Raw genomic sequence first — 24,365 nt, forward strand, 5'->3', positions numbered from 1 at the left:
ACATGGCACTTACACCTGTTCAAAACCAAACTCCCGCTTTCACCGCCGCAGTGGCGGCCGGCGCAGGGGCCTTCTTTGGCCTCTTCGTCGGCACGGCTCAGGGATCGGGCTTTCTGGGCCTGATTATCGGGGCGGTCCTTCTGGGCGTCCTCGGCTTTGTCTTCACGTCGCTCACCGCACAGGAAAAACCGATCCGCTGGGCTGTTCTGGCCGTCTTTGCGGTGGCAGGATTTTTCATCGGCGGGTTTCCTGCTCTGGTGATTGGCGCGCTTTTTGGTTGGTTCACGGGCTGGTTCATCTTCTGGCTCGCAACCTCGCGCTACCGCTCCACTCTTGCTCCCTATCTGACACCGGGGCAGGTACTGTGGCACTACAGCTTTCGGGTGATTTGTGGCGCGATCTTCGTGTTCCTGATCACGCCAATCCTCGTAGTGATGCCGCTGTCGTTCAACGCGGAGAACTTCTTTACCTTCACGCCCGAGATGCTGCGGTTTGATCCCGAGGGTTATTCGCTGAAGCACTATCGTGACTTCTTCACCAACGCGGACTGGCAACAGGCGCTTTGGAATTCACTTTCGATTGCTCCGATGGCGACGCTTCTGTCGGTGGGCTTTGGTACTTTGGCCGCCATCGGCCTGAGCCAGCCGCATGTGCCCTTCCGTCGTGCGATTATGGCGATCCTGATCTCACCGATGATCGTGCCACTGATCATCTCTGCTGCGGGCATGTACTTCTTCTACAGCCGCATCGGTTTGCAGGGCACGTATTTTGGCGTTGTGTTGGCGCACGCCGCGCTGGGCATTCCCTTTGTGATCATCACTGTGACCGCGACGCTTGTGGGCTTTGATCGCTCTCTGACACGTGCGGCCGCAAACATGGGGGCTGGTCCTGTCACCACGTTTTTCCGGGTGCAGATGCCGCTCATCCTGCCGGGTGTGATCTCTGGCGGTCTATTTGCATTCATCACCTCCTTCGACGAGGTGGTTGTGGTGCTCTTTGTTGGCTCTGCTGGGCAGAAAACCCTGCCATGGCAGATGTTTACTGGCTTGCGCGAACAAATCTCTCCCACAATCCTTGCGGTGGCGACTATTCTGGTTGCGATCTCGATCTGCCTGCTGACGACAGTGGAAATGCTGCGGCGGCGTAGTGAGCGACTGCGCGGCATGAGCCCGAGCTGACCTACCTCACGACAAGAAAGAAGCCCCGCCATCGAGCGGGGCTTTTTCGTATCGCGCCGGATTGGGGGAGTATTGGGGTGTTACCGGAGCTTTTCCAACAGCGTCAGCGAGGCATAACCATCTGGCATCAGCCCCTTTGCGCTCTGATAGGCGCGCACGGCGGCCACTGTATTGGGGCCTATGCGGCCATCAATGCCATCCGTGCTAAACCCGGCGCGTGTCAGACGTTGTTGCAACTCTTTACGCTCCGAGAATGTCAGTGCCCGGTCGCCGCGTGGCCAGCTGCCTTTGATCTTCTCGCCACCTTTCAGCCGATCACTCAAGTGACCGACACCGATGACATAGGCATCCGCCGTGTTGTATCGCTCGATCACCGAGAAATTCTTGAAAATCATGAAAGCTGCGCCCTTGCCACCTGCAGGCAGCAGGATTGACGCGTCGCCGTGATTTGCCACGGGCTGCCCATTCATCGCGCGCACGCCGAGTTTTGCCCAGTCAGCCGGACTCTTTTTGATTTTGCGATTGGCGAGTGTGAAATCAAAATCGCGCGGCAAAACGACTTCGACTCCCCATGGCTGGCCTGTGACCCATCCGAATTTTTTCAGATAAGCAGCTGTGGAGGCCAGTGCGTCGGTGGGCGTGTCCGACCAGATGTCACGTTTGCCGTCACCGGTGAAATCCACCGCATAGTCGAGGTAGGATGTGGGCATAAATTGCGTGTGCCCCATCGCTCCCGCCCAGCTGCCGGTCATGGAACGTGGGTCTACATCCCCCGCCTGCAGGATTTTTAGCGCGGCGATCAGTTGTTGCTCAAAGAAAGAACCGCGCCGCCCGTCATAAGCCAGCGTTGCCAACGAGCGGATGATATCCATGTCCCCTCGGAAAGTGCCGTAACTGCTTTCTAGTCCCCAGACCGCAACAACGATCTCCTTGTCGACACCATAGTGTTTCTCGATCTGTTGTAGCTTGGCTTGGTGGGCATGCAGCGCCTTGTTGCCATTGCTGACCCGGCTGTCCGAGGCCGCACTGTCGAGGTATTCCCAGATTGTCTTGCTGAATTCAGACTGGTTACGATCGCGCTTGATGACAGAGGGGTCATACGTCACCCCTTCAAACGCGCGCCGGAGTGTCGATGCGCTGATGCCTTGCGCTTGCGCGCGCACCTGGAACTCCTTGATCCACGCCGGAAAGGCTGCGCTACCACTGGTTTCACCCGCAGTCGCAAGAGCCTTCTCGGCAGCCGTCGCCACATTCGTACGGGCGACAGGTCGCAACGTGGTTGCCGAGGCAAGCTGTATCGGAGCTGCCGCATCACTATTGTCTAGGGCAGGGCGCTCCAGCGGTCGTGGTGTGCCCTGCAATTCGATCTTGTTTTCAGTCGCTGCCAGCGCCGCACCTGCGGGTAAAACGGCCCCGAGCCACAGCGCTGTCCTTATCCAGCTGCGCATAATCAACCTCAACACCTGCTCTGTTTCTTGTCTCAACTGTAACGCGAGAGGCGTCGGTGCAAAAGCGCTCTGATGCGACAGTGCGTCCCTCAGCATAGCCTCGCCGGTCAGCTGTAGGTCTGGTTGCGCAAATGTTCGAGTGCCTCGCGGTAGAGTCTGACGCGGTGGGGCCGAAAGGAGATTTCAGTCACCACCAATGAACGCATGCGGTCCAGACGAAACACACGGAAGTCCTGCCGTAACAGGCACCATGCAACCAGGACTGAGGACTTGTCGAAATAGACCAGCCCAAGCGGTTTTACCTGCCTCTGGGTCGCGTCGCCTTTGGCATCCACATAATCAAACCCAACTTGGCGCTCATCCCATGTGGCCTGCCTCAGCACTGCGGCGTCCACCATCGGGGTGAGGGGAGGGGCAAAGCTATGTGCCGAAAGTACAGCGTGTTGCAGCCTGTCGGCCTGACTTTGCGGCAGGCGGGCGCGAAGCTTTCTGAGGGCGGTCCGGGCTGCCTCTGCCAGATCGGGATCACCCTTTTGTTGAACCTCGCACAGACCCAAGACCAGCGCCTCCAGCTCTGTGGCTCCAAACCCGAGCGGCGGCAGAGTCGCATCCTCAATCAGGGTGAACCCAAATCCTGCGGCCCCGTCGATCACGGCACCCAAAGCCCGAAGCGCATCGATATCGCGGTGAATGGTCCGACCCGAAACGCCAAGATCCCGTGCGAGTTGCTCCGCTGTCACTGGTGGTGGCAGCTGGCGAAGGGTTTGCATCAGACGAAAGAGGCGTTCTGTCTTGGTCATCCGTTGAGTGTGCCTTCCCCTAATGACAAAATCTGTCAATAGGCCCGTGTAGCACATCCTCATCACATCCCAAATGGAGAGAGATGATGTTGACCCTATTGACCCACGGTGGTGGCGACGGCTTTTACAGCTACAGCATGTTTTGTACCAAAGCGGCGCTGCTGCTGCAGATGTCCGGTGAGGAGTGGCAGCGGCAGGATGTGCACGACCCTGCTGAACTCGCACGGATGCCCCATACAAAACTGCCGGTGGTGCGTGATGACACGGGCACATTGATCCCGGACAGCGAAGGTATCCGTCGTTTTCTTGAGGACCGGGGCGCAGAGTTCGATGCAGGGCTCAGTGCTGTTCAAAAGGGTCAATCACGCGCGCTCATCCGCGTGGTGGACGAGTCGCTGTGGTTGCAGCTTATGTGTGCTCGTTGGCTCGAAGATGACGGCTGGGCGGGGATGCTGCAGACGGTTTTTGCTGGTGTGCCGGAAGAACCAGTAAATGGGTTTCGCGCCAAAGTTTTGGACGGTCTGCACTTCACAGGGCATTCGCGGTTCGACCGGGCGGAGCGTTTGAAGCGACTGGAGCAGGATTTAACGGCGATTGAGAGTATCTTGGGCGATCAGCGTTTCTTGTTTGGAGATCAGATGACCGCCGCCGATTGTTCTACCGCGCCGATGATTGAGGCCCTGTCCCGTGCACCTGCTGCGCCGCAGGCAGTTGAGGTGACACAGGGCCACGGTAAACTCTTGGCCTATGTTTTCCGCGTGATGGAGCAGGGCGCGCTGACACTCCCGCAGGCGGCGTAAGTTTGGCGCAGTTGATGACATCTGATAGGGGCCGGGGGCGCTCCCGCGCGTCGCCTTTGCATTGAAATACAAGGGCGCCCCTTGGGCCGGGCAGGCCGCGCCGAAGGCGCGGCCTGCCCCCCGGCGATCCGCAAAGCGGAGCGCAATACCTCAGGTGTGAATCGCAGACACGGGCAACGTGACCGGGTTATTTGCGTTTGCGGGTCACCTTGCGTTTTACCTTGGCCGCCTTGTGCTTTGATTTTGCGGCCTTGCTGCGAGACACGGTGCGGCCCGCAGGGCTGCGACGTCGACCGCCTTTGCCGGCATCGCCGCGCCCTTTTGGCAGTTCCGCATCTTCAAGGGCCAGCAATTCCAGCTCCAACCCGCCGGTCACCGGTGCAGCCTGGGTCAGGCGCACCGTCACCCGCTGGCCGATGGTTATGATCAATCCGGTGTCAGACCCCATCAATGTGCCAGCCTGCGCATCGAAGTGGAAATACTCCCGTCCGATTGAGCGCACTGGCACCAATCCGTCGGCCCCGGTTTCATCCAGTTTCACAAATGCGCCAAAGCGAGCGATGCCGGAGATTCGACCGGTGAACTCATTGCCCACGCGTTCCGCTAGATAGGATGCAAGATAGCGGTCCGTGGTATCACGCTCCGCCAGCATCGAGCGCCGCTCGGTCGCGGAAATATGCGTCGCAGTGTCTTCCAGCCGTTCGACCTCGTCAGCCGAAAGCCCGTCTTTGCCCCACCCATGGGCCGTTATCAGGGCGCGGTGAACGATCAGGTCGGCATAGCGGCGGATCGGCGAGGTGAAATGCGCATAGTTGCGCAGCGCCAGACCAAAATGGCCGAAATTCTCCGGGTAGTAATAAGCCTGCTGCATCGACCGCAGCGTGGAGATATTGATCAGTTCCGCATCATCGGTTCCCGCAGCAGCATTCAGCAATGCGTTCAGGTGCCGAGTTTGTAGCACCTGCCCTTTGGCAAGGTTCAGACCCGCCGCCTGCGCCGTGTCGCGCAGCGCGTCCAGTTTGTCCTGAGCGGGTTCTTCATGCACCCGGAACAACAGCGGCTGGCGCTTTTTGATCAGGGTTTCGGCGGCAGCCACATTGGCCAGCACCATGAATTCCTCGATCAGCCGGTGCGCATCGAGGCGATCACGGAAATTGACGGATGCCACCTTACCTTTGTCGTCGAGCACGATCTTGCGCTCTGGCAGGTCGAGATCCAGTGGCTGGCGTGCCGCACGGGCGGCTTTTAACGCTTCGTAGGCGGCATAAAGTGGTTTTATGACGTCGTCCAGGAATGGCTCCGTGCGCGCGGTGACGCGACCATCCATGGCGTCTTGCACCTCGCCGTAGTGCAAGGAGGCCTGTGATTTCATTAGCCCTCTTACAAACCGGTGCGCGAACTTGTTGCCCTCGGCGTCGATCTGCATGCGCACCGCCAGACAGGGACGTGGCACACCCTCGTGCAAAGAGCAGAGATCGCCCGAAAGCCGGTCCGGCAGCATCGGTACCACCCGATCAGGGAAGTAGCTGGAATTGCCGCGTTTGCGTGCTTCGCGGTCCAGTGCCGAACCGGGCGTCACATAGGCTGCGACATCGGCGATCGCGACCCAGATCACATGGCCACCGGGATTCTTGGGATCTTCATCCGCGTGGGCAAAGCAGGCGTCGTCGTGGTCGCGGGCATCGGCAGGGTCGATGGTAATCAGCGGCAGGTCGCGCAGATCTTCGCGCCCCTTGAGGCCCATTGGTTTGGCGCTGTCAGCCTCGGCAACAACCGCATCGGGGAAGTGATCGGGAATGCCATGCTGGTGGATTGCAATCAGCGACACCGCCTTGGGGGCGGACGGATCGCCGAGCCGTTCGACGATGCGCGCTTTGGGCAAACCCATGCGGGCCTTTGGTCCGGCAAGCTCTGCCTCGACCAATTCGCCGTCCTTCGCGCCATGCGTGTTTGCTTCGGGCACTTGCCACTCGTTCGAGCCCGCTTTGTCGATGGGAACAATACGCCCGCCTTCTGACCCTTGGCGATAAATACCCAGAATGCGCTTCGGGTTGGTCCCGATGCGACGGATCAGGCGGGCCTCATAGTTGTGATCCTCTTCCTGCACCACGGTCAGGCGTGCGAGGATACGGTCGCCTTCACCCAAAGCCGGATCAGACGCACGTGGGATTACCATCACGATGGGTTCCACCCCTTCGCCATGCCATTCCAGCGGCTGGGCAAAGAGATCGCCATTGTCATCAGGGGCTTTGACAAGCAGGACTGTAACCGGCGGCAAACGATCCGGATCGGTGTAACTGCGCTTGCGCTTTTCCAGGTGCCCTTCGGCCTCCAATTCCTTCAGAACGCGCTTGAGGTCGATCCGCTCAGCGCCCTTGATGCCAAAAGCCTTGGCAATGTCACGTTTAGAAGTCTGGGTCGGGTGGGCGGAGATCCATTCCAGAATCTCGGCCTTTGTCGGTATACGCGCCATAGCTCTGCCGTAGCATGGCGCGCACGGGACGTCATGCTCAAAAGATCAAACGCTTTCTGGCTATACGCACTCCGAGCCTTTGACCCGGCGCAGTCGGATGAAGGCCTTATAAGGGCTTCACCATATCCCGGTGATCTATGCCCGCATCGAGATAAACAGGTCCGTAGACCTCGAATCCAAGTTTCTCATAAAAGCCAATGGCATGCGTCTGTGCACCGAGTTTGGCTCGGGTGATCCCAGCTTGGTTCCGGGCAACATTGACACAGGCCTCAATCAGTTTTGCACCAAGCCCTGTCCCGCGCGCAGTTTTTACCACACAGACCCGCCCGATCTTGGCGGTGTCATCCTGAAACACGATCCGTGCGGTTCCCACGGGAGTGCCATCCTGCAACGCCAACAGATGCGTAGCGGTGTCATCCAGCGCGTCACGTTCCTCTTCGACCGGAACGCCTTGCTCATCCACAAAAACCTCAAACCGCAGCTTCAGACAGGCTTCGAGGTCCTGTGTCACGTCAATCGAAAGGCTCATGCGAAATAATCCGTCAAAATGCGAGTGTAGATAGATTTCAGCTGGTGGATTTGCGCCACTTCGACATTCTCATCCACCTGATGCATGGTTTTGCCCACAAGGCCAAATTCCACCACCGGACAATGTGCTTTGACGAAACGCGCATCAGATGTGCCACCCGTCGTCGATAGTTCGGGCACTTGGTTGGTTTCGGTCTGCACTGCCTTTGAGACCAGTTCCGACAGATCGCCGGGAGGGGTGATAAAACTCTCGCCAGAGATCTGGATCTTCATTTCGACCTTGAGACCAAATTCTTCGGCTATTTTGTCTGCTTCGCTTTGTAGCCAGTTGGTGAGCGATGTGCCCGAGTGGAGATCATTGAAGCGGATATTGACTGCTGAGCGGCCTTGGGCGGGGATCACATTGGTTGCAGGATTGCCTGTATCAATGGTGACGATGGCCAGTGTTGAAGCGTCAAAATGCTCGGATCCCTCGTCAAGCTGATGACTGCCGAGCCGATCCATCAGACGTGACAGGCCATTCAGCGGATTGTTGGCGCGGTGTGGATAGGCCGAATGGCCTTGCACGCCCGTTACCGTGAACCATGCGGTCATAGAGCCACGGCGGCCGATTTTGATCATCTCCCCCATATGGTTCGGGCAGGTGGGTTCCCCCACCAGACAGACAGACATCTTTTCGCCTGCCTGATCCATGTAATCGAGCAAAGCGGTAGTTCCGTCTACCGCGTCGCCTTCTTCATCGCCGGTGATGGTCAGAACGACCGCGCCATCGGGCGGTGTCTCGCGCACAAAGTCGATGGCGGCGGCGGCAAAGGCCGCAACGCCGGATTTCATGTCGGTGGTGCCCCGACCATACATCACCCCCTCCACGACTTCGGCGCCAAACGGGTCATGGGTCCACGCGGCTGCGTCACCGACGGGAACGACATCGGTGTGGCCATTAAAGCCGAATGTCTTTGCATGACCCTTGTCGCCCCAGCGTGCAAAGAGGTTGGAGACCTCTCCCTGGTCCACCCGCGTGCAAGCGAAGCCTGCGCCGCTTAGCAGGCGTTCCAGCAGCACCAGAGCGCCGCCCTCAGTGGGGGTGACCGAAGGGCAGCGCACAAGGTCTGCGGTCAACTGGACGGGATCGGTGGCGGTCATGCGGTGTCCTCCTGAAATATCGAAGATGACCTAGCGCGAATTGGCGTAGAGGTGCAATTGCCATCGCTATGTACTGGAACCTGTGGCGGAAATGCTCGTGTGGTCGTATCCCAAACAATCGGGCTCCTGACAGGTCCGTTAGGGCGTGATAAGGTGGGCGGAATAACAGACCGAGGCATGGAACGGGACGGCGAGAAGATCGCCCGGACGTGCGACGAGCAGGATGACAAAACGAACAGATGTGCGCCGTTGAATCTCCGATTCACCGATGAAACTTGCCGCATCCTTTCTGACCTGCGCCGCGCGGCGTCCCTGACCGGGAACATCGGAACTGAAACTGAGGGACGCCCCGGGCACCAAAAAGGCCGATTAACGTGCCGCCCGGGGCACGACATTGACGCGCGGCGAGGTGCATGATGGCAGGTGACAGACGGCAAGATGACGGCGCCCCCAAGGGTACGCAAGAATGAGCTGGCTGGGCCTGTGGCATCGCGAGGCGCAGTATTTTGACCCGGCCGGGCTGACACCGCAGGGGGAGCATAGCTGCCTTTTGCTGCGCGAAGCTGATGCGCTTTTGGCGCGTGGTGCGCTCGTGCTTGAGGTCAGCCTGCCCGAGCTTCGCAAACCCGAACCCCTGATCCTGTTTGAGCGGGGTGGCGACTGGCCGATGCGCTTTCAGCTGTCGGCAGTTCCGGGTGGCGGTATCAATTTGGTGCTGGAGCAATATGGCGCGGTTTTGCACAAGACAGTAAATCCCACCAAGCGAGGTCGCGCGGACCGGGTGCGTCTGACCTATAACTGGGACGCTCCGGCGTTTTGTGGTCAGTTGGCGCTTGAGTGGCCAGAGGGGGGACGCGCAGAGATAGCGGATATTCCGTCACCGCGTCCATGGCGACTCGCGGATGTGCAAGCTCTGCTAGAGGGAGCTCCGCAAAGCTATATTGCGCCGGGTGTTGAATATATCGCGCTGTCGTCGAAGCCAGAGCCGGTTGGCCCTATGCCGGGGCTGTTTGCCGACACGCCCGTCGAGACGGAAACCGGTCTGCGCCCAATCGGGGCGGTGCGCCGGGGGGATCTCTTGCGCTGTGCCAATGGAGATTTGGTTCCCGTGTTGCATATGATCGAGCGTGAAGTGCCTGCATACGGTAGTTTTTGCCCTGTCAGGCTGCGCGCGCCCTACTTTGGCCTAACGCAGGACATCACTGTTGCGCCTTTCCAACGGATGGTGCTGACCGGGTCGGAGGTTGAATATCTCTTTGGCTGCGAGGCGGTGCTCGCTCCGGCGGAAATGCTTGCGGCAACACGAACTGCCAATCGGGTGACGCCGTCGGGGCCGCTTGTGACATACACTCAGGTTGTTCTACCGGGGCATGAGGTTCCTCTCGCCGCAGGTTTGGGGGTGGAGAGCCTGTTTTTGGGCCGCATCCGGCGCGACCGCTCCGCGCTCGCTGCGAGCCTTTTGTCAAAATTGGATCGCAATGCGCTTCCTGAGCATGCCCAGCCTCGGTACCCTGTCGTGCGCGCGTTTGATGCCGCAATCCTTGCAGAACATCGCACCGCCTGAGCACTGGGGGCTTGAAAAATCGCCCACAGCCCCTCTAAGGCAGACTCACTGTTTATAGCGAGATCCGCTCCATGACCCTGCGTTCCTTCTGGTTCTGTTTCATCACCTTGTTGATGACCCTGCCCGCCCTGCCGCTCCGCGCGCAGGAAGTGGTGGTGAATACTGTCACGCGTCCGCCATTTTCGATGCCAGTTGGCGGGCAAGAGGCTGGGTTCACAATGGACCTGCTGCGCGAGGTCTCACGTCGACTGGGATGGGATACTCAGATTAACCGCGTCGACAGTTTTGCTCAGATGCTAGAAGAGGTTGAGCGCGGCGAAGCGGATATGGCTGCGGCCAATATCTCAATCACTGCGAGCCGTGAGGCTGTGATGGATTTCAGCCAGCCAATCTTTGAAAGCGGTCTGCAGATCATGCTGCATCAGGAGGACGTATCTGAACCGAGCCTGATGTCAGCACTGCTGTCGTGGGATCTCTTTGCAGCCATTGGGATCGCCTTTGTGCTCTTGTTGGTGGGCGGCATGTTGATGTGGATGTTTGAACGCCGCGCACAGCCCTATTTCGATCGACCGCTCAAGGATGCATGGTTTCCATCCTTTTGGTGGGCGCTCAATCTGGTGGTCAACGGTGGCTTCGAAGAACGTGTGCCGCGCAGCTTTCTGGGCCGCATCTTCGGCGTTCTTTTGGTCCTGTCTTCGCTGTTCGTGGTCTCGGTCTTTGTGGCCAAGATCACTGCTGCGATGACGGTTGAGGCGATCAACGGGTCGGTGAACTCGGTCAATGATCTCTATGGCAAACGGGTTGGAACCATTCAGGGATCAACCGCCGCCGGGTTTCTGGACCGTCGTGAAATCGACTATGTTGCCTTTCCGGGGCTCGACAAAATGCTGGAGGATTTCGAGCAGGGTGAAACGCGGATCGTTGTGTTCGACGCACCGGTGCTCAATCACTATGTGAGAACCGATGGGGCCGGGATCGGGCATGTGATGGGGCGCAAGTTCCTGACCGAATACTACGGCATCATTTTCCCGCAGGGGTCCGAAATGGTGGAGCCGTTCAACCGCGCACTGCTTGAGATGCAGGAAGACGGTAGCTACGAGACGATCTATCGTAAGTGGTTCGGGCGCAGATCCTGATCTTGCATAACCTGCGGGTCCGTTACGCTGGCACACCCAGCGTAACTCGTATTGGATAGCTGTGTTGTGTTCAGTCAGTGCGGCGCGTTGCTGTCGTCGATAGCGCTCAGCTCATCGCCAAAAAACGGAGTCATCTGAGCGACGATCACAGCATTCTCATCCAAAGCACGTTGCATGAGATCGCGTTCTTCCTGAGGAATATCATGCCCTTCGGCCTCACGCTCGGCAATTGTGCCATAGCCGGTCACATCCAGCGGAGCAGTATCTGCCTGCTTGAGGATCGCAACGGTTTCGCGCACGGCTTCGGCTTCATCAACGCCTGAGGCATATACCATGAGGGCAGCGCCGGTGGCGTCCTGCGGCAGGCCATCGCCCTCTTTGCGGCCGATTTGAACAAGCAAGGTATAGACCTGCTGACGGGAGGGCTTTTTCTGTGTCATGGGCCTGAATTAGACGGGAGCGCCGGGTAAGGTCAAACCAATTTGTTTACAAACCGACAGGGAATTTGCCACAATTTGACCACCTTTCAGAGTCAAATTCGCCACGCGCTAATTTTGCGCAGGGGTGAAGACGTAAATTTTGGGTGAGAGCGTTATGCCAACGGCTCAAGAACTACCAATTGATACCAGTGCTAGCGCTGAACAAATGGCTGAGGCCATTTTCGGTAACGGCATTGAAATCGAGTCAGCTAGCTATACCGGTGCGAGCAGCGCATCCGGTATTTACAGCAATGGCGATACAATTGCTCCGGGGGTAACCCCCTCGGATACCGGTGTAATCCTGTCCACTGGACGGGCAACCGACTTTACTAACAGTTCGGGCAGCACCAATACGAATACCTCGTCGGGGCGATCGACAAGTCACGGCACCGCAGGGGATTCGGACTTAGACGCGATTGCAGGCGGCACCACATATGACGCCGCCGTGTTTGAGGCAGACTTCGTACCCGAAGGCTCGAACCTGACGATGCAATTTGTTTTCTCGTCGGAAGAATACCTCGAATATGTCAATTCTGGGTATAACGATGCGGTCTCGGTCTGGGTCAACGGTGTCGAGGCGCAGTTGGTGGTGGGTGATGGCAACGTCACCATTAACAACATCAACAACACGTCCAATCAGGATCTCTATGTTGATAACCCGGCTGGTTCTGATCCGTACAACACCGAGATGGACGGGTTTACCGTTACTCTAAAGTTGACAGCGCCGGTAAACCCCGGGGTCACAAACCACATCAAGATTGCCATCGCTGACGGTGGCGATGCGTCTTATGATTCCAACCTCTTGATTGCAGGAGACTCGGTTCAGACTGCACTGGTCGCTGGTGACGATGAGGTGACGGTACAGGAAGGCGATTCCACCACCCTCGACGTGCTGTCGAACGACGATCAAAGCAACGGCGCGCAGCTTACGATCACCCATATTAACAACCAGCCGGTGACGGCAGGCAGCTCGGTAACGCTGGCGAATGGTGAAATTATCACCCTAAACGCTGATGGCACTCTCGAGATCACCGGTCAGGCAGATGTGGATGAGGACGAAACCTCGGTTTTCACCTACACAGTTGCAGATGACGAAGGAAACACCGACGTCGGGTTTGTCGATCTGACAACCACCCCTTGTTTCGTAGCCGGGACGTTGATCGACACATCCGATGGGCCTGTCGCGGTCGAAGAACTTGAAGTCGGTATGACGGTTCTAACCCGCGATAATGGTGGTCAGCAGCTGCGCTGGATCGGACGCAGTACGCGCACAGCTCTCGGCAAGCACGCTCCGGTGCGTATCGCTGCCAATGCGTTGGGCCGTCATGACGCAATTGAGCTTTCACCCAGTCATCGCGTGTTGCTGTGTTCGGCAACGGCCGAGATGCTCTTTGGACAGGAAGAGGTGCTGGTTCCGGCACATCATCTGATCAACGACAAAACCATCCAGCGCCGCGCGGATGGGCAGGTTGTGACCTATTTCCATCTCCTGTTCGATCAGCATGAAATCATCCGCGGCAACGGTCTGGAAAGCGAAAGCTACCATCCGGGTGCCGCCAGTCTTGGCGGGTTGGATGCCGAGACGCGGGCAGAGTTTTTCGATCTGATGGGCGACAAATGGCAAACTTATCAGAACATGAAACGCCCGACGCTCAAATCATATGAAACGCGTGCGTTGCTTGGAGAGGGTCAGTAACGGCTGCGCATGCGGTAACCGGGATGAAAGCTCATTCGGGCGAAGGTCACGGGCTGCTCTTGAAACCAAGTGGAACGCTCCATCTGAAACAGTGAAGTGCCCGTGGCGCAGGCCATGTAATCCGCAATTTTAGAGTCCGCTGCGCTGGCAAAGAAGCTGACCTCCGCATTGGAGAACGGCACCGCAGCCAGCAACCACTCACCCGGAGGCTTTTCGGAAAAATCTGCTGCTTCACTGTCAGGAACTGCAGCAATATTGATCCAGCGATCCTCAAAATGAAAGGGCTGGCCGTCCGCGTAATGCATCACTTCCATGTGCAAAACCCGCGTGTCGACAGGCAGGTTCATTTGTGAACTGAGCCACCCGGGCGCAGCCTGTATTTTGCGGGATACCAGCGCATAGCGATAGGTGGCGTTACGCTCCTCCACGAGCCGGCGGGTGGTGGCGATTTCTAGTTTGGCTTGTTTGACCGGGAGCGTCGCAACACGCGTGCCGCTCTTGCGCTTGCGATCAATAATGCCGCGGTCTGCAAGTTCGCGCAGTGCGCGGTTGACAGTGGCGCGGGCGCAGCCAAACTCTTCTGCCAGATCGGCCTCGGTCGGCAGGAGCGCGCCCTGATCCCAGACCCTTGCCTCGATCCGGCGCATAACCTCGTCACGCACATCCTGAAAGCTGGTTTTCTTCTGTTGTTGCACTTCAGGGCTCCGCGCTGAATAATAACTCTGGCTAAATGTCATTATGTCTGCATTAAACTGCACTTGTAAAGGAGAGCCCATGCGCTTTGACGCTGCGCAGATCGAACCGATGCCATGGAAGAACGGTGGCGGCACCACGCGAGAGCTTGCGGTGCGCGAAGGGGCGGACGGCATGATCTGGCGTCTGAGCCTTGCGGAGATTGCGCAAAATGGGCCGTTTTCTGCGTTTTCCGGGCTGTGGCGTGTTCATACCATCATCGCCGGTAGAGGGCTGCGTTTGCACAGCACAGACGCGGAGCGAGAGGCCAAGCCGTTGACACCGCTGGAGTTTGACGGAGGTTTGGCATTGGAGGCGCAGCTGATTGATGGCCCGTGCCGTGCCGTGAACGTGATCTGTGACCCTCAGTACGTGCAGGTGAAGGCTCAGGTGCATCAAGGGGATTTTGCTGGGCAGGCGGGTGATCTGGTCTTTGTGATCGACGGCGCGCTTCACCTTGGCAGGGATCATTTCGTCGCCGCCCAAGGTTGCGAGTTGGAGGCACCGGCCCAAGGTGTGGTCGAGGGCACGGTGCTGCATGTTCAGATCAAAGCTTTGCAAGAAGCGATGTGATTGCCGTTCGGTAGGTTTTGACGATGGCGTCACGGGCGATGTGGCGTCCCTCTTGCACCATGTGACGACCGGCCGCCCAGACATCGGTGACGGTTTGGTCATCAGCGGCAAAACACAACCCATCCAGAATTTGCGCCTCTGGTAAGCCAAACAGGGCGGGATGGTTGCGGTCAATCGCAACGAGATCCGCAAGCGCGCCAACCTCCAGCCGTCCGGCGTTCCGGCCAAGCGCCTGTGCCCCACCTTTGGCCGCGCCCAGATAGAGCGTTTCACCGACGGAGCCTTCGTGGGGAACCAGCACGTTGCGCGCCAGATCGCGGAGGCGTTGTGAGTATTCAAGCGTCCGCAACTCTTCGACCAATGAAATCCGCACGTTGGAATCCGAGCCAACGCCAAAGCGCCCGGCCTCCGCCAGAAACTCCGGTCCATTGAAAGGGCCATCGCCGAGGTTTGCCTCTGTCACGGGGCAGAGGCCCGCCACGGCGCCGGACTTTGCCATGCGCCGGGTCTCCTCGTCGGTCATATGGGTGGCATGGATCAGGCACCATTGGTGATCGACGGGTGCATTCGCGAGTAGCCATTCCACCGGGCGCGCGCCGAGCCATGCCTTGATCTCGGCCACCTCGCGCGGTTGTTCGGCGATGTGGATATGGATGGGGTTTTCGGTGGCGACCGGCAACACCGCGGCAAGATCCTCGGGGCAGGTGGCCCGCAAGGAATGCGGCGCGATACCGACGCGCGTGTCGTCCCCGAGCTCTTGCGCCGCACCGCGGGCCTCGGTGACAAGACGCGAGAAACGCTCAACATCATTGCCAAACCGCAGCTGCCCGCCCGCAAGTGGCTGTTTTTCTGCACCACCGTAGGTGTAGAGCACAGGCAGATGTGTGAGGCCGATGCCGGTGTGTTGAGCGCCCGCCATCACCCGCTGGCTGAGTTCGGTGAGGTTCTCATAGGGCGCACCGCCGGGCTGATGATGGACATAGTGGAATTCGCCGACAGACGCGTAGCCAGCCTCCAGCATCTCCATGAAGGTCAGCGCCGCCACGGCCTCGTATTGTTCGGGCGTGAGGTGGTCGAGGAAGCGATACATCAGCTCCCGCCATGTCCAGAAACTGTCCTGCCCACCCGCGCGATATTCTGTGCGGCCAGCCATGGCGCGCTGAAAGCTATGAGAATGCAAGTTCGCAAGCGCCGGCAGCAGGACATCGACGCGCATATCTCCGGGTGCGGCGATGGCGGCGCTCTCAATACGTGTGATGCTGCCGCCTTCAACGGTCAGGCGGACATCCTGAACCCGGCCCTCGGGCAGGCAGGCGGTTGCGGCAAAAATTGTCTGCATCTGGCCCTCTTATGTATAGACATAATGAGAATAAGCGCATACCGTTTGTGGAGCAAGAGGATTCTGAGGGGGCGAGATGCGCGACAAATACGTGTTGAGTGGAGTCAGGCTGGCAACGATGGAGCCGGGCGCGCCATATGGGATGATCGAAGCGGGGGCCGTCGCCATCGATGGCGCTGCAATCGTCTGGTGCGGTCCTGAAGACTCCCTTCCGGCGGAGTATAAAACTTGGCCGCATGAGGATCTGGGCGGACGGTTGGTGACGCCGGGGCTGATCGATTGCCACACGCATATTGTCTTTGGCGGTGACCGCGCGGGCGAGTTTGAAATGCGCCTCAATGGGGCAAGCTATGAGGAAGTCGCAAAGGCGGGTGGCGGTATCGTATCCACGGTGACGGCAACCCGGTCGGCGGATCTGGACGCGCTTGTTGCTGGTGCGCTGCCTCGTCTGGATGCGCTGCTTGCTGAGGGTGTGACCTCGGTCGAGGTGAAATCCGGCTACGGGCTTGATCGCGACACTGAGCTCAACATGCTGCGCGCGGCGCGCCGTTTGGGCGAACTGCGGGATGTAACGGTCAAGACCACCTTCCTCGGCGCGCATGCGGTCCCGGCGGAATATGCAGGCCGTGCGGATGAATATCTGGATGAGGTCTGTCTGCCGACCTTGCGCGCTGTATATGCCGAGGGTCTGGTGGATGCGGTGGATGGCTTTTGCGAGGGCATCGCCTTTTCTGCCGAACAGATGGCGCGTGTCTTTGACGTTGCAGCCGAGCTGGGACTGCCGGTGAAGCTTCACGCTGAGCAACTGTCCCATCAAGGGGGCAGCAAGCTGGCGGCGGAGCGCGGCGCATTGTCCGTCGATCACGTGGAATACGCGACCGAGGAAGACGCCCGCGCGATGGCGGCCTCCGGGTCTGTTGCAGTGCTCTTACCCGGTGCTTTCTACACGATCCGGGAAACGCAATTGCCACCGATGGAGCATTTCCGCACCCATGGCGTGCCCATGGCTTTGGCGACTGATTGTAACCCTGGTTCCTCACCGCTGACCTCGTTGCTCCTGACGCTCAACATGGGCTGCACCCTGTTCCGGCTGACACCCGAAGAGGCATTGGCCGGGGTAACGACACATGCCGCCCGCGCGCTGGGCCTGTCGGATCGGGGACGTATCGCGCCCGGTCTGCGCGCAGATCTTGTGGTCTGGGACGTCGCTCGCCCGGCAGAACTAGCCTATCGCATTGGATTTAACCCGCTGCATGCCCGCGTCATGGGCGGCAAACTGGAGGTTCGCACATGATTGAGATGATCCCCGGCACCGTAACCCTCTCCACGTTGGAGCAGATCTGGCGCAATGGCACCCCCGCACGTCTGGCAGCCTCTGCCCGCGCAGGTGTCGAAGCGGCAGCCGCGATGGTGGCCGAGGCTGCGGCAGGTGAGGCGCCCGTCTATGGCATCAACACCGGATTTGGCAAACTGGCCTCGACCAAGATCGCATCCGAAGATACCGCGACACTTCAGCGGAACGTGATCCTCAGCCATTCCTGCGGCGTCGGTGAGCCATTGGCCGAAGACAAAGTGCGGTTGATGATGGTGTTGAAGCTTCTGTCGCTTGGACGCGGTGCGTCGGGTGTGCGCTGGTTGGTCATCAACCAAATTGAGGAGATGCTGGCGCGTGGAGTGACCCCGGTTGTGCCGTCGCAAGGATCTGTGGGCGCATCGGGCGACCTTGCTCCGCTGGCGCATATGACTGCGGCAATGATTGGTGAGGGTGAGGCGACGTTTGAAGGCGAACGTCTGTCCGGAGCCGAAGCGTTGAAACGCGCCGGCCTGCACCCCATCGTGTTGGGGCCGAAAGAAGGCCTTGGACTTATCAACGGAACGCAGTTCTCGACCGCTTGCGCACTGGCTGGGCTGTTTCAAGCGCTGGATCTGGCGCGGGCATCCATGGCAATTGCGTCTCTGACGACCGATGCGATCATGGGCTCCACCGCACCGCTGGTGGCCGACATCCACACGCTGCGTGGTCATGCCGGGCAGATCGATGTGGCGCAGGTGATGCGCGACATCATGGACGGGTCGGAAATTCGCGAAAGCCACCGTGAGGGCGATACCCGCGTGCAAGATCCCTATTGCATCCGCTGTCAGCCGCAGGTGGTGGGCGCGGCACTTGACGTGCTGCGCATGGCCGCGCGCACGCTGGAGATTGAGGCCAACGCGGTGACCGATAACCCGCTGGTGCTGGTCGAGGCTGGTCGGATTGTTTCGGGCGGTAACTTCCACGCCGAATATGTGGGCTTCGCTGCCGATCAGATCGCGCTCGCCGTGGCAGAGATCGGCGCGATTGCGCAGCGCCGGGTCGCCTTGATGGTCGATCCTACCCTGAGCCACGATCTGCCGCCCTTCCTGACGCCGAACCCCGGCCTGAACTCCGGTTTCATGATCGCGGAGGTCACCACCGCGGCGCTGATGAGCGAGAACAAGCATCTGGCAAACCCCTGCGTGACCGATTCCACGCCGACCTCTGCAAACCAGGAAGATCATGTATCGATGGCGGCCCACGGCGCGCTGCGTCTGGCGAAGATGACAGCGAACCTCTCGGTGATCCTCGGGGTGGAAATGCTCTGCGCCGCGCAGGGTGTGGAGGCGCGCGCGCCACTCAAAACCTCCGCCCGGTTGCAGGATTTGCTGACCATGCTGCGTGGCGAAATCCCCAGCCTAGGCGAAGATCGCTACCTCGCGCCTGAGATCGAAGCCGCCAGCGCCATGGTGCGCGCCGGTCGCGTGGCTCAGGCCGCAGGTGTGGAGGTCGCGGTATGATCGAGGTCACGCAAGGTTCCTCACCTCTGGTCCTTGGTTTGCCGCATACGGGGACCGAGGTGCCCGCAGAGGTTGCCAAGGATCTGAACGAACGTGGTCTTGGTCTTGCCGATACGGACTGGCATATTCACGACCTTTATGCGGATCTGGTGGAGGGAGTGACCACCGTGCGCACCCCCATCCATCGCTATGTGATCGACGTGAACCGTGATCCCGCAGGCGTCAGCCTCTATCCCGGTCAGAACACCACCACGCTGGTGCCGCTGACAGACTTTGATGGCAACCCGATCTGGACTCGTGAGCCGGATGAGACGGAAATCGCCCGCCGCCGCGAGACCTATCACGCACCCTATCATGCCGCGCTCACGGCAGAGATGGAACGGGTCGCAGGCATCCACGGCTTTGCCATTCTGTATGATTGCCACTCGATCCGGGGTGACATTCCGTTCCTGTTTGATGGCCGCTTACCGGATTTCAACGTCGGCACCAACCTCGGCACCACCTGCGCGCGCGATCTTGAGGTGATGGTCTTTAATCACTGTCAGCGTGCGGAGGGGTATTCTTCTGTGCTGAACGGTCGGTTCAAGGGGGGCTGGACCACGCGCCACTATGGCCGTCCCGGCGAGGGCTGGCACGCGATCCAGATGGAACTCGCCCAAGCCACCTATTGCGACGAGACCCCGCCCTGGAGCTATGACCCCGCCCGCGCCGACCGGCTGCGCACGCATCTGACTCAAATTCTCACCGATCTGACTGAATGGAGGCCCGCATGAGCGATCCCCGCAAGAATACCCGCGACATCTATCCGGCCACTGGCACCGAGATCACCGCAAAGTCCTGGCTGACCGAGGCACCAATCCGGATGCTGATGAACAACCTGCACCCCGATGTGGCTGAAAACCCGCATGAATTGGTGGTCTACGGCGGCATTGGCCGCGCCGCGCGCACCTGGAAGGATTTCGACCTAATCGTCGAAACGCTAAAGAATCTGGATGAAGATCAGACCTTGATGGTGCAGTCGGGTAAGCCTGTTGGCGTTTTCCAGACCCACAAGGACGCGCCCCGTGTGTTGATTGCAAACTCCAATCTGGTGCCGCATTGGGCCAATTGGGATCACTTCAACGAGCTCGATAAAAAAGGCCTGATGATGTACGGCCAGATGACCGCCGGGTCCTGGATCTACATTGGCACCCAAGGCATCGTGCAGGGCACCTATGAGACCTTCGCCGAGGCGGGTCGTCAGCACTATGGGGGCGATCTTACGGGCAAATGGATTCTGACCGGTGGTCTCGGCGGCATGGGCGGCGCGCAGCCGCTGGCGGCTGTTTTTGCTGGTGCCTGCTGTCTGGCCGTGGAGTGTAACCCTGACTCGATCGATTTCCGCCTGCGGACCAAATACCTCGACGAAAAGGCCGAGACGCTGGACGAGGCGCTGGAGATGATCGACCGCTGGACCAAGGCGGGCGAGGCGAAATCCGTGGGCCTTTTGGGCAATGCGGCGGATGTCTTCGCCGAACTGGTGGAGCGCGCCAAAGCGGGCGGCATGCGCCCCGATATCGTTACCGATCAGACCTCTGCACATGACCCGGTCAATGGCTACCTGCCGCAGGGCTGGACCATGGCACAGTGGAAAGAGAAGCGCGAGACCGACAAAAAGGCAGTCGAGAAAGCCGCGCGTGCCTCGATGCGGGCGCAAGTTGAGGCGATGGTGGCGTTCCACGATATGGGCGTCCCAACAGTCGACTACGGCAACAATATCCGTCAGATGGCGCTGGAAGAGGGCTTTGAGAACGCCTTTGCCTTCCCCGGTTTTGTGCCCGCCTATATCCGCCCGCTGTTCTGCCAGGGGATTGGCCCGTTCCGCTGGTGTGCGCTGTCGGGTGATCCCGAGGACATCAAAAAGACTGACGCCAAGATGAAGGAGCTGTTCCCCGAGAACGAGCACCTGCATCGTTGGCTCGACATGGCGGATGAGCGGATCGCCTTTCAGGGCCTGCCGGCGCGGATCTGCTGGATTGGTCTGGGCGACCGCCACAAGGCTGGCCTCGCGTTCAACGAGATGGTGCGCAATGGCGAGTTGTCCGCGCCGGTTGTGATTGGCCGCGACCACCTCGACTCTGGTTCTGTGGCATCGCCGAACCGTGAGACCGAGGCGATGATGGATGGCTCTGACGCGGTGTCGGATTGGCCGCTGTTGAATGCACTGCTGAACACCGCATCTGGCGCGACATGGGTGTCACTGCACCACGGCGGTGGCGTCGGTATGGGCTTTTCGCAGCACTCCGGCGTGGTGATCTGCTGTGACGGGACCGAGGACGCAGATCGTCGCATCGGTCGGGTTCTGTGGAACGATCCTGCCACAGGTGTCATGCGTCATGCGGATGCGGGATACGACATCGCCAAAGACTGCGCCAAAGAGCATGGTTTGAACCTGCCCGGCATCCTCGAATGATAAGACTGTCGCAAGAGGGATCACCCTCTTGCGCATATGCATGAGGCTTGTACTCGTGCGCTCAAAGAGGGGTCTGAGTTGCCAACCACCAGGTTGTGCCACTCGGCCCCTTTATGCCGCCACGGATATCGTCGCTGCCCCGTTTGCGCAGCGGCTCCTGAATGATCTCTCCTCCAGCAGCAACAGCGCGATCAAATGTGGCCTGCACGTCAGGGACATAAAGATGCACATGTGCGTCATTGTCATCGGCATCAGGTAAGCCACCGATCATGATGATACTGTCATCAATCCGCACTTCGGCGTGCATTAAACTGCCATCCTGATGATCATAGCGGCGTAATAAATGCGCATGAAACACCGTTTGCAGAAATGATATCGTGCCTTCCGGGTCGTGGCAGACGAGGTAGGGGCTTAGCGAGGGGTAGTCTGTGGGTTTCCAAGACTCGGACATTGGTGTGCCTCCTTCAGCCTATTTCAGCCGGGCGGTTATTGACGGCCCACTCAATAATCTACCGTAACTTTAATAATATTCTACAGAAACAATAATTTGAGAAATAAAAAAACAGGCAGCCGAAGCTGCCTGCCATATCACTTGCTTGTGATGGGTCCGCTTTTGATGCGGATTTAGTCGCGCAAAAGCTCGTTGATACCAGTCTTGGAGCGGGTCTTTTCGTCCACGCGCTTCACGATCACCGCGCAATAGAGATTGACGCCATTCTTGGAGGGCATGGAACCTGCGACCACGACGGAATAGGGCGGTACTTCGCCGTACATCACTTCGCCGGTTTCGCGGTCAACGATCTTGGTGGACTGGCCGATAAAGACCCCCATGCCGAGCACGGAACCTTCGCGCACGATCACACCTTCGACCACTTCAGAACGCGCGCCGATAAAGCAGTTGTCCTCGATGATGGTTGGACCAGCCTGCATCGGTTCCAGAACGCCGCCGATACCGACACCGCCAGAGAGGTGCACGCCTTTGCCGATCTGCGCGCAGGAGCCGACTGTGGCCCAGGTATCAACCATGGTGCCTTCGTCGACATAGGCGCCGAGATTCACGAAAGACGGCATCAGCACCACACCGGGGGCGATATAGGCGGATTTGCGGACGATGCAGTTCGGCACCGCGCGAAAGCCTGCGGATTGCCAGTCAGACGCTTCCCAGCCTTTGAACTTGCTGTCGACCTTGTCCCACCAGCCAGAGTCCTGCGGGCCGCCGGATTGCTCTTCCATGTCTTTCAGGCGAAAGCCCAGCAATACGGCTTTTTTCGCCCACTGGTTCACGTGCCAGTCACCGCCGTCCTGTTTTTCCGCCACACGCAGTTTGCCGCTGTCGAGTGCGGCAAGGGTTGCCTCAATAGCGTCGCGGGTTTCGCCTTTGGTGGCGGGGGTGATGGTGTCACGGGCCTCCCAGGCGGCCTCGATTGCGGTTTCCAGCTGCGCGTTGGACATGTGTTCCGGCTCCGGGTTTTTGTTGGATTCGGGCGCTTATAGCCGCAAAAGCCACATGCGTCATGCCCTGAACACGCCCATACGCGCGGGTGAAGCGGCAGGTAAGCAGATGTGTGGGGGCTATCTTTAGCTGACCCGCCGCAGGTGGCGGCGCAGGATATCACAGGCCAGTGTCAAATCCTGTGCCCTGACAGCTTCCAGTAGAGCGGCATGATCGCTGTCTGGGCGCGACACCCAACGGTCACGCCAATAGGCAAAGAGATGCCGGGCCGCAGTGATATGAAGGTCTTCGATCGATGACAGCAGTCGTGGCATCCCACATGGCACGAGCAATGCAAAATGATACCGGCGATTGCAGCGATCCCAAGTGATCATGTCACGCGCGCCGTCGCAGGCGACGCGGGCTGCGTCCACTTCTGCCAAGGTCTGATCATCATGGCGGGGCAGGGCATGTGTCAGTGCCAGAACCTCCAAGGCAACCCGCATTTCGATCACTTCTCTGATCTCTGTGGGTTCCAGCTCGGTGACACGCATCCCCTTGTGGGGCACTGATTTTGCAAGCCCTTTTGCTTCCAGTCGCAAGAAAGCTTCGCGTACCGGCACATGGCTCACTTCAAAATCGCGCGCGATATGGTCCTGCCGCAGTTTCTCACCCGCGGGCAGATCGCCGGTCACGATCCGTTCCATCAAGGCGCGAAATATCTTGTCGACGGCGGTTTCACTCATGTCCGTTCGATAGGGTGCGATGACCAATGCCGCAAGACTTTCCGGCCCTTAGGTGAAGGAGACATCAAGTTGTGTGGCGGGATCGCTTAGGGGTTCAGGGTCAATATTGCCACCGCACAAGAGCACCGCGACTTTCTCACCACGTGCGGGCAGATACGCGCCGCACATCAATGCGGCCAGAGCCGTGGCCCCCGCAGGCTCCACCAGCAGGCGATGGTCGCGCCAGAGCGCATGTTGCGCCGCTTCAATGGCGGCATCCGGAACAATTACGCTAGGAGTGCGCGCGTTGTGAGCAAGATCAAAACAGATATCGCCGATCCGCCGAGCGCCCAGCGCATTGGCGGCAATGCCACTAACATCAACATTAGTAGGCTTGCCTGCCATCAGGGCTGCTTTTAGTGCGCAGGACGTAGCAGGTTCCACCGCAACCACTTTGCGACGGTTCTCAAACCACCCCAATGCGCCTCCAATGAGACCGCCGCCACCAACCGCGATCAGCACGGTGTCTGCATCCAGCCCTTGCTCTTCCCATTCCGCAAAAAGAGTGCCCTGTCCCGCGACCGTTGCGGGCGCATCATAGGCATGGATCTGCATGGCACCTGTCTGCAGTTCCCAATCCTGTGCGGCCTCCAGCGCATTTGCATAGGCTCCGGGAACAACCTCCAGATCCGCACCCGTCGAGCGGATCAGGTCAATCTTAGTCTGTCCGGCAATTTCCGGCACGTAGATTTTGGCATTGTGCCCTAATGCTCGCGCAGCAAAGGCGACGGCCGCGCCATGATTGCCGCCAGACGCTGCAACCAGACCTGCCTCGGGGACGGGATTTGACAGTAACGTATTGAATGCGCCGCGCGCCTTAAAGCTGCCCGCATGTTGAAGATGTTCGAGTTTCAACTCTACCGGGAAGGCGAGGCCGAAGCTTTGCACCGAGACGGTTGGGGTTTCCACCACATGCGCGGCAATTCTGCTGTGCGCGCCGGAAATCTGGGTTGTCCAATCCATCGTCGTACCTCGTCTCAGTGCGTTTGCGGC

22 protein-coding genes are annotated in these 24,365 nt (G+C 59.2%); 10 read left to right on the forward strand and 12 right to left on the reverse strand.

Translation table 11 applies throughout. The features are described from left to right. Positions 1–2: 2 nt before the first annotated feature. Positions 3–1,178, forward strand: a complete 1,176-nt coding sequence (locus tag QNI81_RS14530; RefSeq protein ID WP_283966948.1) for an ABC transporter permease — start codon at positions 3–5, stop codon at positions 1,176–1,178. A gap of 80 nt (positions 1,179–1,258) precedes the next feature. On the opposite strand, the gene QNI81_RS14535 is transcribed toward QNI81_RS14530, so the two are convergent. Next, positions 1,259–2,626, reverse strand: a complete 1,368-nt coding sequence (locus QNI81_RS14535; RefSeq protein ID WP_283966949.1) for a lytic murein transglycosylase — start codon at positions 2,624–2,626, stop codon at positions 1,259–1,261. A gap of 107 nt (positions 2,627–2,733) precedes the next feature. Then, positions 2,734–3,426, reverse strand: coding sequence for a helix-turn-helix transcriptional regulator (locus QNI81_RS14540; protein WP_283966950.1), 693 nt, complete (start codon positions 3,424–3,426; stop codon positions 2,734–2,736). 83 nt (positions 3,427–3,509) lie between these two features. Between QNI81_RS14540 and QNI81_RS14545 the strand changes: the two genes are divergently transcribed. Next, a complete protein-coding gene (locus QNI81_RS14545; protein WP_283966951.1) occupies positions 3,510–4,226 on the forward strand; it encodes a glutathione S-transferase family protein in 717 nt (238 codons plus the stop codon). A 187-nt stretch (positions 4,227–4,413) separates the two neighbouring features. Here the strand turns inward: QNI81_RS14545 and rnr are convergent, their stop codons facing one another. The 3 genes from rnr to dapE all read right to left on the reverse strand — a co-directional run bounded on the left by rnr (position 4,414) and on the right by dapE (position 8,370). Continuing rightward, positions 4,414–6,699 (reverse strand): ribonuclease R, encoded by a 2,286-nt coding sequence (gene rnr, locus QNI81_RS14550; protein ID WP_283966952.1) that lies wholly within the window; start codon positions 6,697–6,699, stop codon positions 4,414–4,416. A 106-nt stretch (positions 6,700–6,805) separates the two neighbouring features. Next, positions 6,806–7,228, reverse strand: a complete 423-nt coding sequence (locus QNI81_RS14555; protein WP_110365090.1) for a GNAT family N-acetyltransferase — start codon at positions 7,226–7,228, stop codon at positions 6,806–6,808. Next, complete coding sequence (gene dapE, locus QNI81_RS14560; protein WP_283966953.1) at positions 7,225–8,370, reverse strand: succinyl-diaminopimelate desuccinylase; 1,146 nt, start codon at positions 8,368–8,370, stop codon at positions 7,225–7,227. The genes QNI81_RS14555 and dapE overlap by 4 nt, the downstream gene beginning before the upstream one ends. A 466-nt stretch (positions 8,371–8,836) precedes the next feature. On the opposite strand from dapE, the gene QNI81_RS14565 reads away from it, so the two are divergent. Together QNI81_RS14565 and QNI81_RS14570 are read left to right on the forward strand one after the other, a co-directional pair. Beyond that, positions 8,837–9,934, forward strand: coding sequence for a Hint domain-containing protein (locus QNI81_RS14565; RefSeq protein ID WP_283966954.1), 1,098 nt, complete (start codon positions 8,837–8,839; stop codon positions 9,932–9,934). Positions 9,935–10,005: 71 nt separating this feature from the next. After that, a complete protein-coding gene (locus QNI81_RS14570) occupies positions 10,006–11,070 on the forward strand; it encodes a transporter substrate-binding domain-containing protein (RefSeq protein WP_283966955.1) in 1,065 nt (354 codons plus the stop codon). 74 nt (positions 11,071–11,144) lie between these two features. Here QNI81_RS14570 and QNI81_RS14575 read toward each other — a convergent pair whose 3' ends face one another. Next, a complete protein-coding gene (locus QNI81_RS14575) occupies positions 11,145–11,510 on the reverse strand; it encodes a DUF8846 family protein (protein WP_009177674.1) in 366 nt (121 codons plus the stop codon). 154 nt (positions 11,511–11,664) lie between these two features. On the opposite strand from QNI81_RS14575, the gene QNI81_RS14580 reads away from it, so the two are divergent. Then, a complete protein-coding gene (locus tag QNI81_RS14580) occupies positions 11,665–13,245 on the forward strand; it encodes a choice-of-anchor L domain-containing protein (RefSeq protein WP_502999232.1) in 1,581 nt (526 codons plus the stop codon). Here the strand turns inward: QNI81_RS14580 and hutC are convergent. Then, the gene (gene hutC, locus QNI81_RS14585) at positions 13,239–13,982 is read right to left on the reverse strand and encodes a histidine utilization transcriptional repressor HutC (protein ID WP_283966957.1); all 744 of its coding nucleotides are present in this window, start codon (positions 13,980–13,982) and stop codon (positions 13,239–13,241) included. The genes QNI81_RS14580 and hutC overlap by 7 nt on opposite strands. Before the next feature lie 37 nt (positions 13,983–14,019). On the opposite strand from hutC, the gene QNI81_RS14590 reads away from it, so the two are divergent. Continuing rightward, a complete protein-coding gene (locus tag QNI81_RS14590) occupies positions 14,020–14,550 on the forward strand; it encodes a HutD/Ves family protein (protein ID WP_283966958.1) in 531 nt (176 codons plus the stop codon). Here the strand turns inward: QNI81_RS14590 and QNI81_RS14595 are convergent. Beyond that, positions 14,525–15,889 (reverse strand): formimidoylglutamate deiminase, encoded by a 1,365-nt coding sequence (locus tag QNI81_RS14595; protein ID WP_283966959.1) that lies wholly within the window; start codon positions 15,887–15,889, stop codon positions 14,525–14,527. The two genes, QNI81_RS14590 and QNI81_RS14595, sit on opposite strands and share 26 nt — an antisense overlap. 76 nt (positions 15,890–15,965) lie before the next feature. Between QNI81_RS14595 and hutI the strand changes: the two genes are divergently transcribed. From hutI to hutU, 4 genes are read left to right on the forward strand one after another with little or no spacing between them, the layout of a single operon-like run. Further along, a complete protein-coding gene (hutI, locus tag QNI81_RS14600) occupies positions 15,966–17,183 on the forward strand; it encodes an imidazolonepropionase (RefSeq protein WP_283966960.1) in 1,218 nt (405 codons plus the stop codon). Continuing rightward, complete coding sequence (hutH, locus tag QNI81_RS14605) at positions 17,180–18,703, forward strand: histidine ammonia-lyase (protein ID WP_283966961.1); 1,524 nt, start codon at positions 17,180–17,182, stop codon at positions 18,701–18,703. Before hutI ends, hutH begins: the two co-directional genes overlap by 4 nt. Continuing rightward, positions 18,700–19,476: an N-formylglutamate deformylase gene (gene hutG, locus QNI81_RS14610; RefSeq protein ID WP_283966962.1), complete on the forward strand. Its 777-nt coding sequence runs from the start codon at positions 18,700–18,702 to the stop codon at positions 19,474–19,476. Before hutH ends, hutG begins: the two co-directional genes overlap by 4 nt. Continuing rightward, positions 19,473–21,155: a urocanate hydratase gene (gene hutU / locus QNI81_RS14615; RefSeq protein ID WP_283966963.1), complete on the forward strand. Its 1,683-nt coding sequence runs from the start codon at positions 19,473–19,475 to the stop codon at positions 21,153–21,155. Before hutG ends, hutU begins: the two co-directional genes overlap by 4 nt. A 61-nt stretch (positions 21,156–21,216) precedes the next feature. Here hutU and QNI81_RS14620 read toward each other — a convergent pair whose 3' ends face one another. The 4 genes from QNI81_RS14620 to QNI81_RS14635 form a co-directional block, all read right to left on the reverse strand. Further along, on the reverse strand, positions 21,217–21,606 hold the full coding sequence (locus QNI81_RS14620) for a VOC family protein (protein ID WP_065333554.1): 390 nt from the start codon (positions 21,604–21,606) through the stop codon (positions 21,217–21,219). Positions 21,607–21,779: 173 nt separating this feature from the next. After that, positions 21,780–22,607 carry a 2,3,4,5-tetrahydropyridine-2,6-dicarboxylate N-succinyltransferase gene (gene dapD / locus QNI81_RS14625; RefSeq protein ID WP_283966964.1) on the reverse strand — a complete coding sequence of 276 codons (828 nt, stop codon included), beginning with the start codon at positions 22,605–22,607 and terminating at the stop codon, positions 21,780–21,782. A 126-nt stretch (positions 22,608–22,733) separates the two neighbouring features. Continuing rightward, entirely contained in the window at positions 22,734–23,333 is a 600-nt protein-coding gene (locus tag QNI81_RS14630) for a GntR family transcriptional regulator (protein WP_283966965.1), read from the reverse strand. 48 nt (positions 23,334–23,381) lie between these two features. After that, the gene (locus QNI81_RS14635) at positions 23,382–24,335 is read right to left on the reverse strand and encodes a threonine/serine dehydratase (RefSeq protein WP_009177546.1); all 954 of its coding nucleotides are present in this window, start codon (positions 24,333–24,335) and stop codon (positions 23,382–23,384) included. Positions 24,336–24,365: the final 30 nt, after the last annotated feature.

The sequence above is a fragment of the Tritonibacter sp. AK171 genome, assembly GCF_030127025.1.
GTDB lineage: Bacteria > Pseudomonadota > Alphaproteobacteria > Rhodobacterales > Rhodobacteraceae > Epibacterium > Epibacterium mobile.

Coding starts and splice junctions, on each gene's coding strand:
- hutC (WP_283966957.1), bottom strand. CDS start 13,982: ATGACATTTAGCCAGAGTTATTATTCAGCGCGGAGCCCTGAAGTGCAA.
- hutG (WP_283966962.1), top strand. CDS start 18,700: ATGATCGAGGTCACGCAAGGTTCCTCACCTCTGGTCCTTGGTTTGCCG.
- QNI81_RS14540 (WP_283966950.1), bottom strand. CDS start 3,426: ATGACCAAGACAGAACGCCTCTTTCGTCTGATGCAAACCCTTCGCCAG.
- hutI (WP_283966960.1), top strand. CDS start 15,966: ATGCGCGACAAATACGTGTTGAGTGGAGTCAGGCTGGCAACGATGGAG.
- QNI81_RS14620 (WP_065333554.1), bottom strand. CDS start 21,606: ATGTCCGAGTCTTGGAAACCCACAGACTACCCCTCGCTAAGCCCCTAC.
- QNI81_RS14545 (WP_283966951.1), top strand. CDS start 3,510: ATGATGTTGACCCTATTGACCCACGGTGGTGGCGACGGCTTTTACAGC.
- dapE (WP_283966953.1), bottom strand. CDS start 8,370: ATGACCGCCACCGATCCCGTCCAGTTGACCGCAGACCTTGTGCGCTGC.
- QNI81_RS14575 (WP_009177674.1), bottom strand. CDS start 11,510: ATGACACAGAAAAAGCCCTCCCGTCAGCAGGTCTATACCTTGCTTGTT.
- QNI81_RS14555 (WP_110365090.1), bottom strand. CDS start 7,228: ATGAGCCTTTCGATTGACGTGACACAGGACCTCGAAGCCTGTCTGAAG.
- QNI81_RS14535 (WP_283966949.1), bottom strand. CDS start 2,626: ATGCGCAGCTGGATAAGGACAGCGCTGTGGCTCGGGGCCGTTTTACCC.
- hutH (WP_283966961.1), top strand. CDS start 17,180: ATGATTGAGATGATCCCCGGCACCGTAACCCTCTCCACGTTGGAGCAG.
- QNI81_RS14570 (WP_283966955.1), top strand. CDS start 10,006: ATGACCCTGCGTTCCTTCTGGTTCTGTTTCATCACCTTGTTGATGACC.
- dapD (WP_283966964.1), bottom strand. CDS start 22,607: ATGTCCAACGCGCAGCTGGAAACCGCAATCGAGGCCGCCTGGGAGGCC.
- QNI81_RS14580 (WP_502999232.1), top strand. CDS start 11,665: ATGCCAACGGCTCAAGAACTACCAATTGATACCAGTGCTAGCGCTGAA.
- QNI81_RS14635 (WP_009177546.1), bottom strand. CDS start 24,335: ATGGATTGGACAACCCAGATTTCCGGCGCGCACAGCAGAATTGCCGCG.
- QNI81_RS14595 (WP_283966959.1), bottom strand. CDS start 15,889: ATGCAGACAATTTTTGCCGCAACCGCCTGCCTGCCCGAGGGCCGGGTT.
- hutU (WP_283966963.1), top strand. CDS start 19,473: ATGAGCGATCCCCGCAAGAATACCCGCGACATCTATCCGGCCACTGGC.
- QNI81_RS14530 (WP_283966948.1), top strand. CDS start 3: ATGGCACTTACACCTGTTCAAAACCAAACTCCCGCTTTCACCGCCGCA.
- QNI81_RS14630 (WP_283966965.1), bottom strand. CDS start 23,333: ATGAGTGAAACCGCCGTCGACAAGATATTTCGCGCCTTGATGGAACGG.
- rnr (WP_283966952.1), bottom strand. CDS start 6,699: ATGGCGCGTATACCGACAAAGGCCGAGATTCTGGAATGGATCTCCGCC.
- QNI81_RS14565 (WP_283966954.1), top strand. CDS start 8,837: ATGAGCTGGCTGGGCCTGTGGCATCGCGAGGCGCAGTATTTTGACCCG.
- QNI81_RS14590 (WP_283966958.1), top strand. CDS start 14,020: ATGCGCTTTGACGCTGCGCAGATCGAACCGATGCCATGGAAGAACGGT.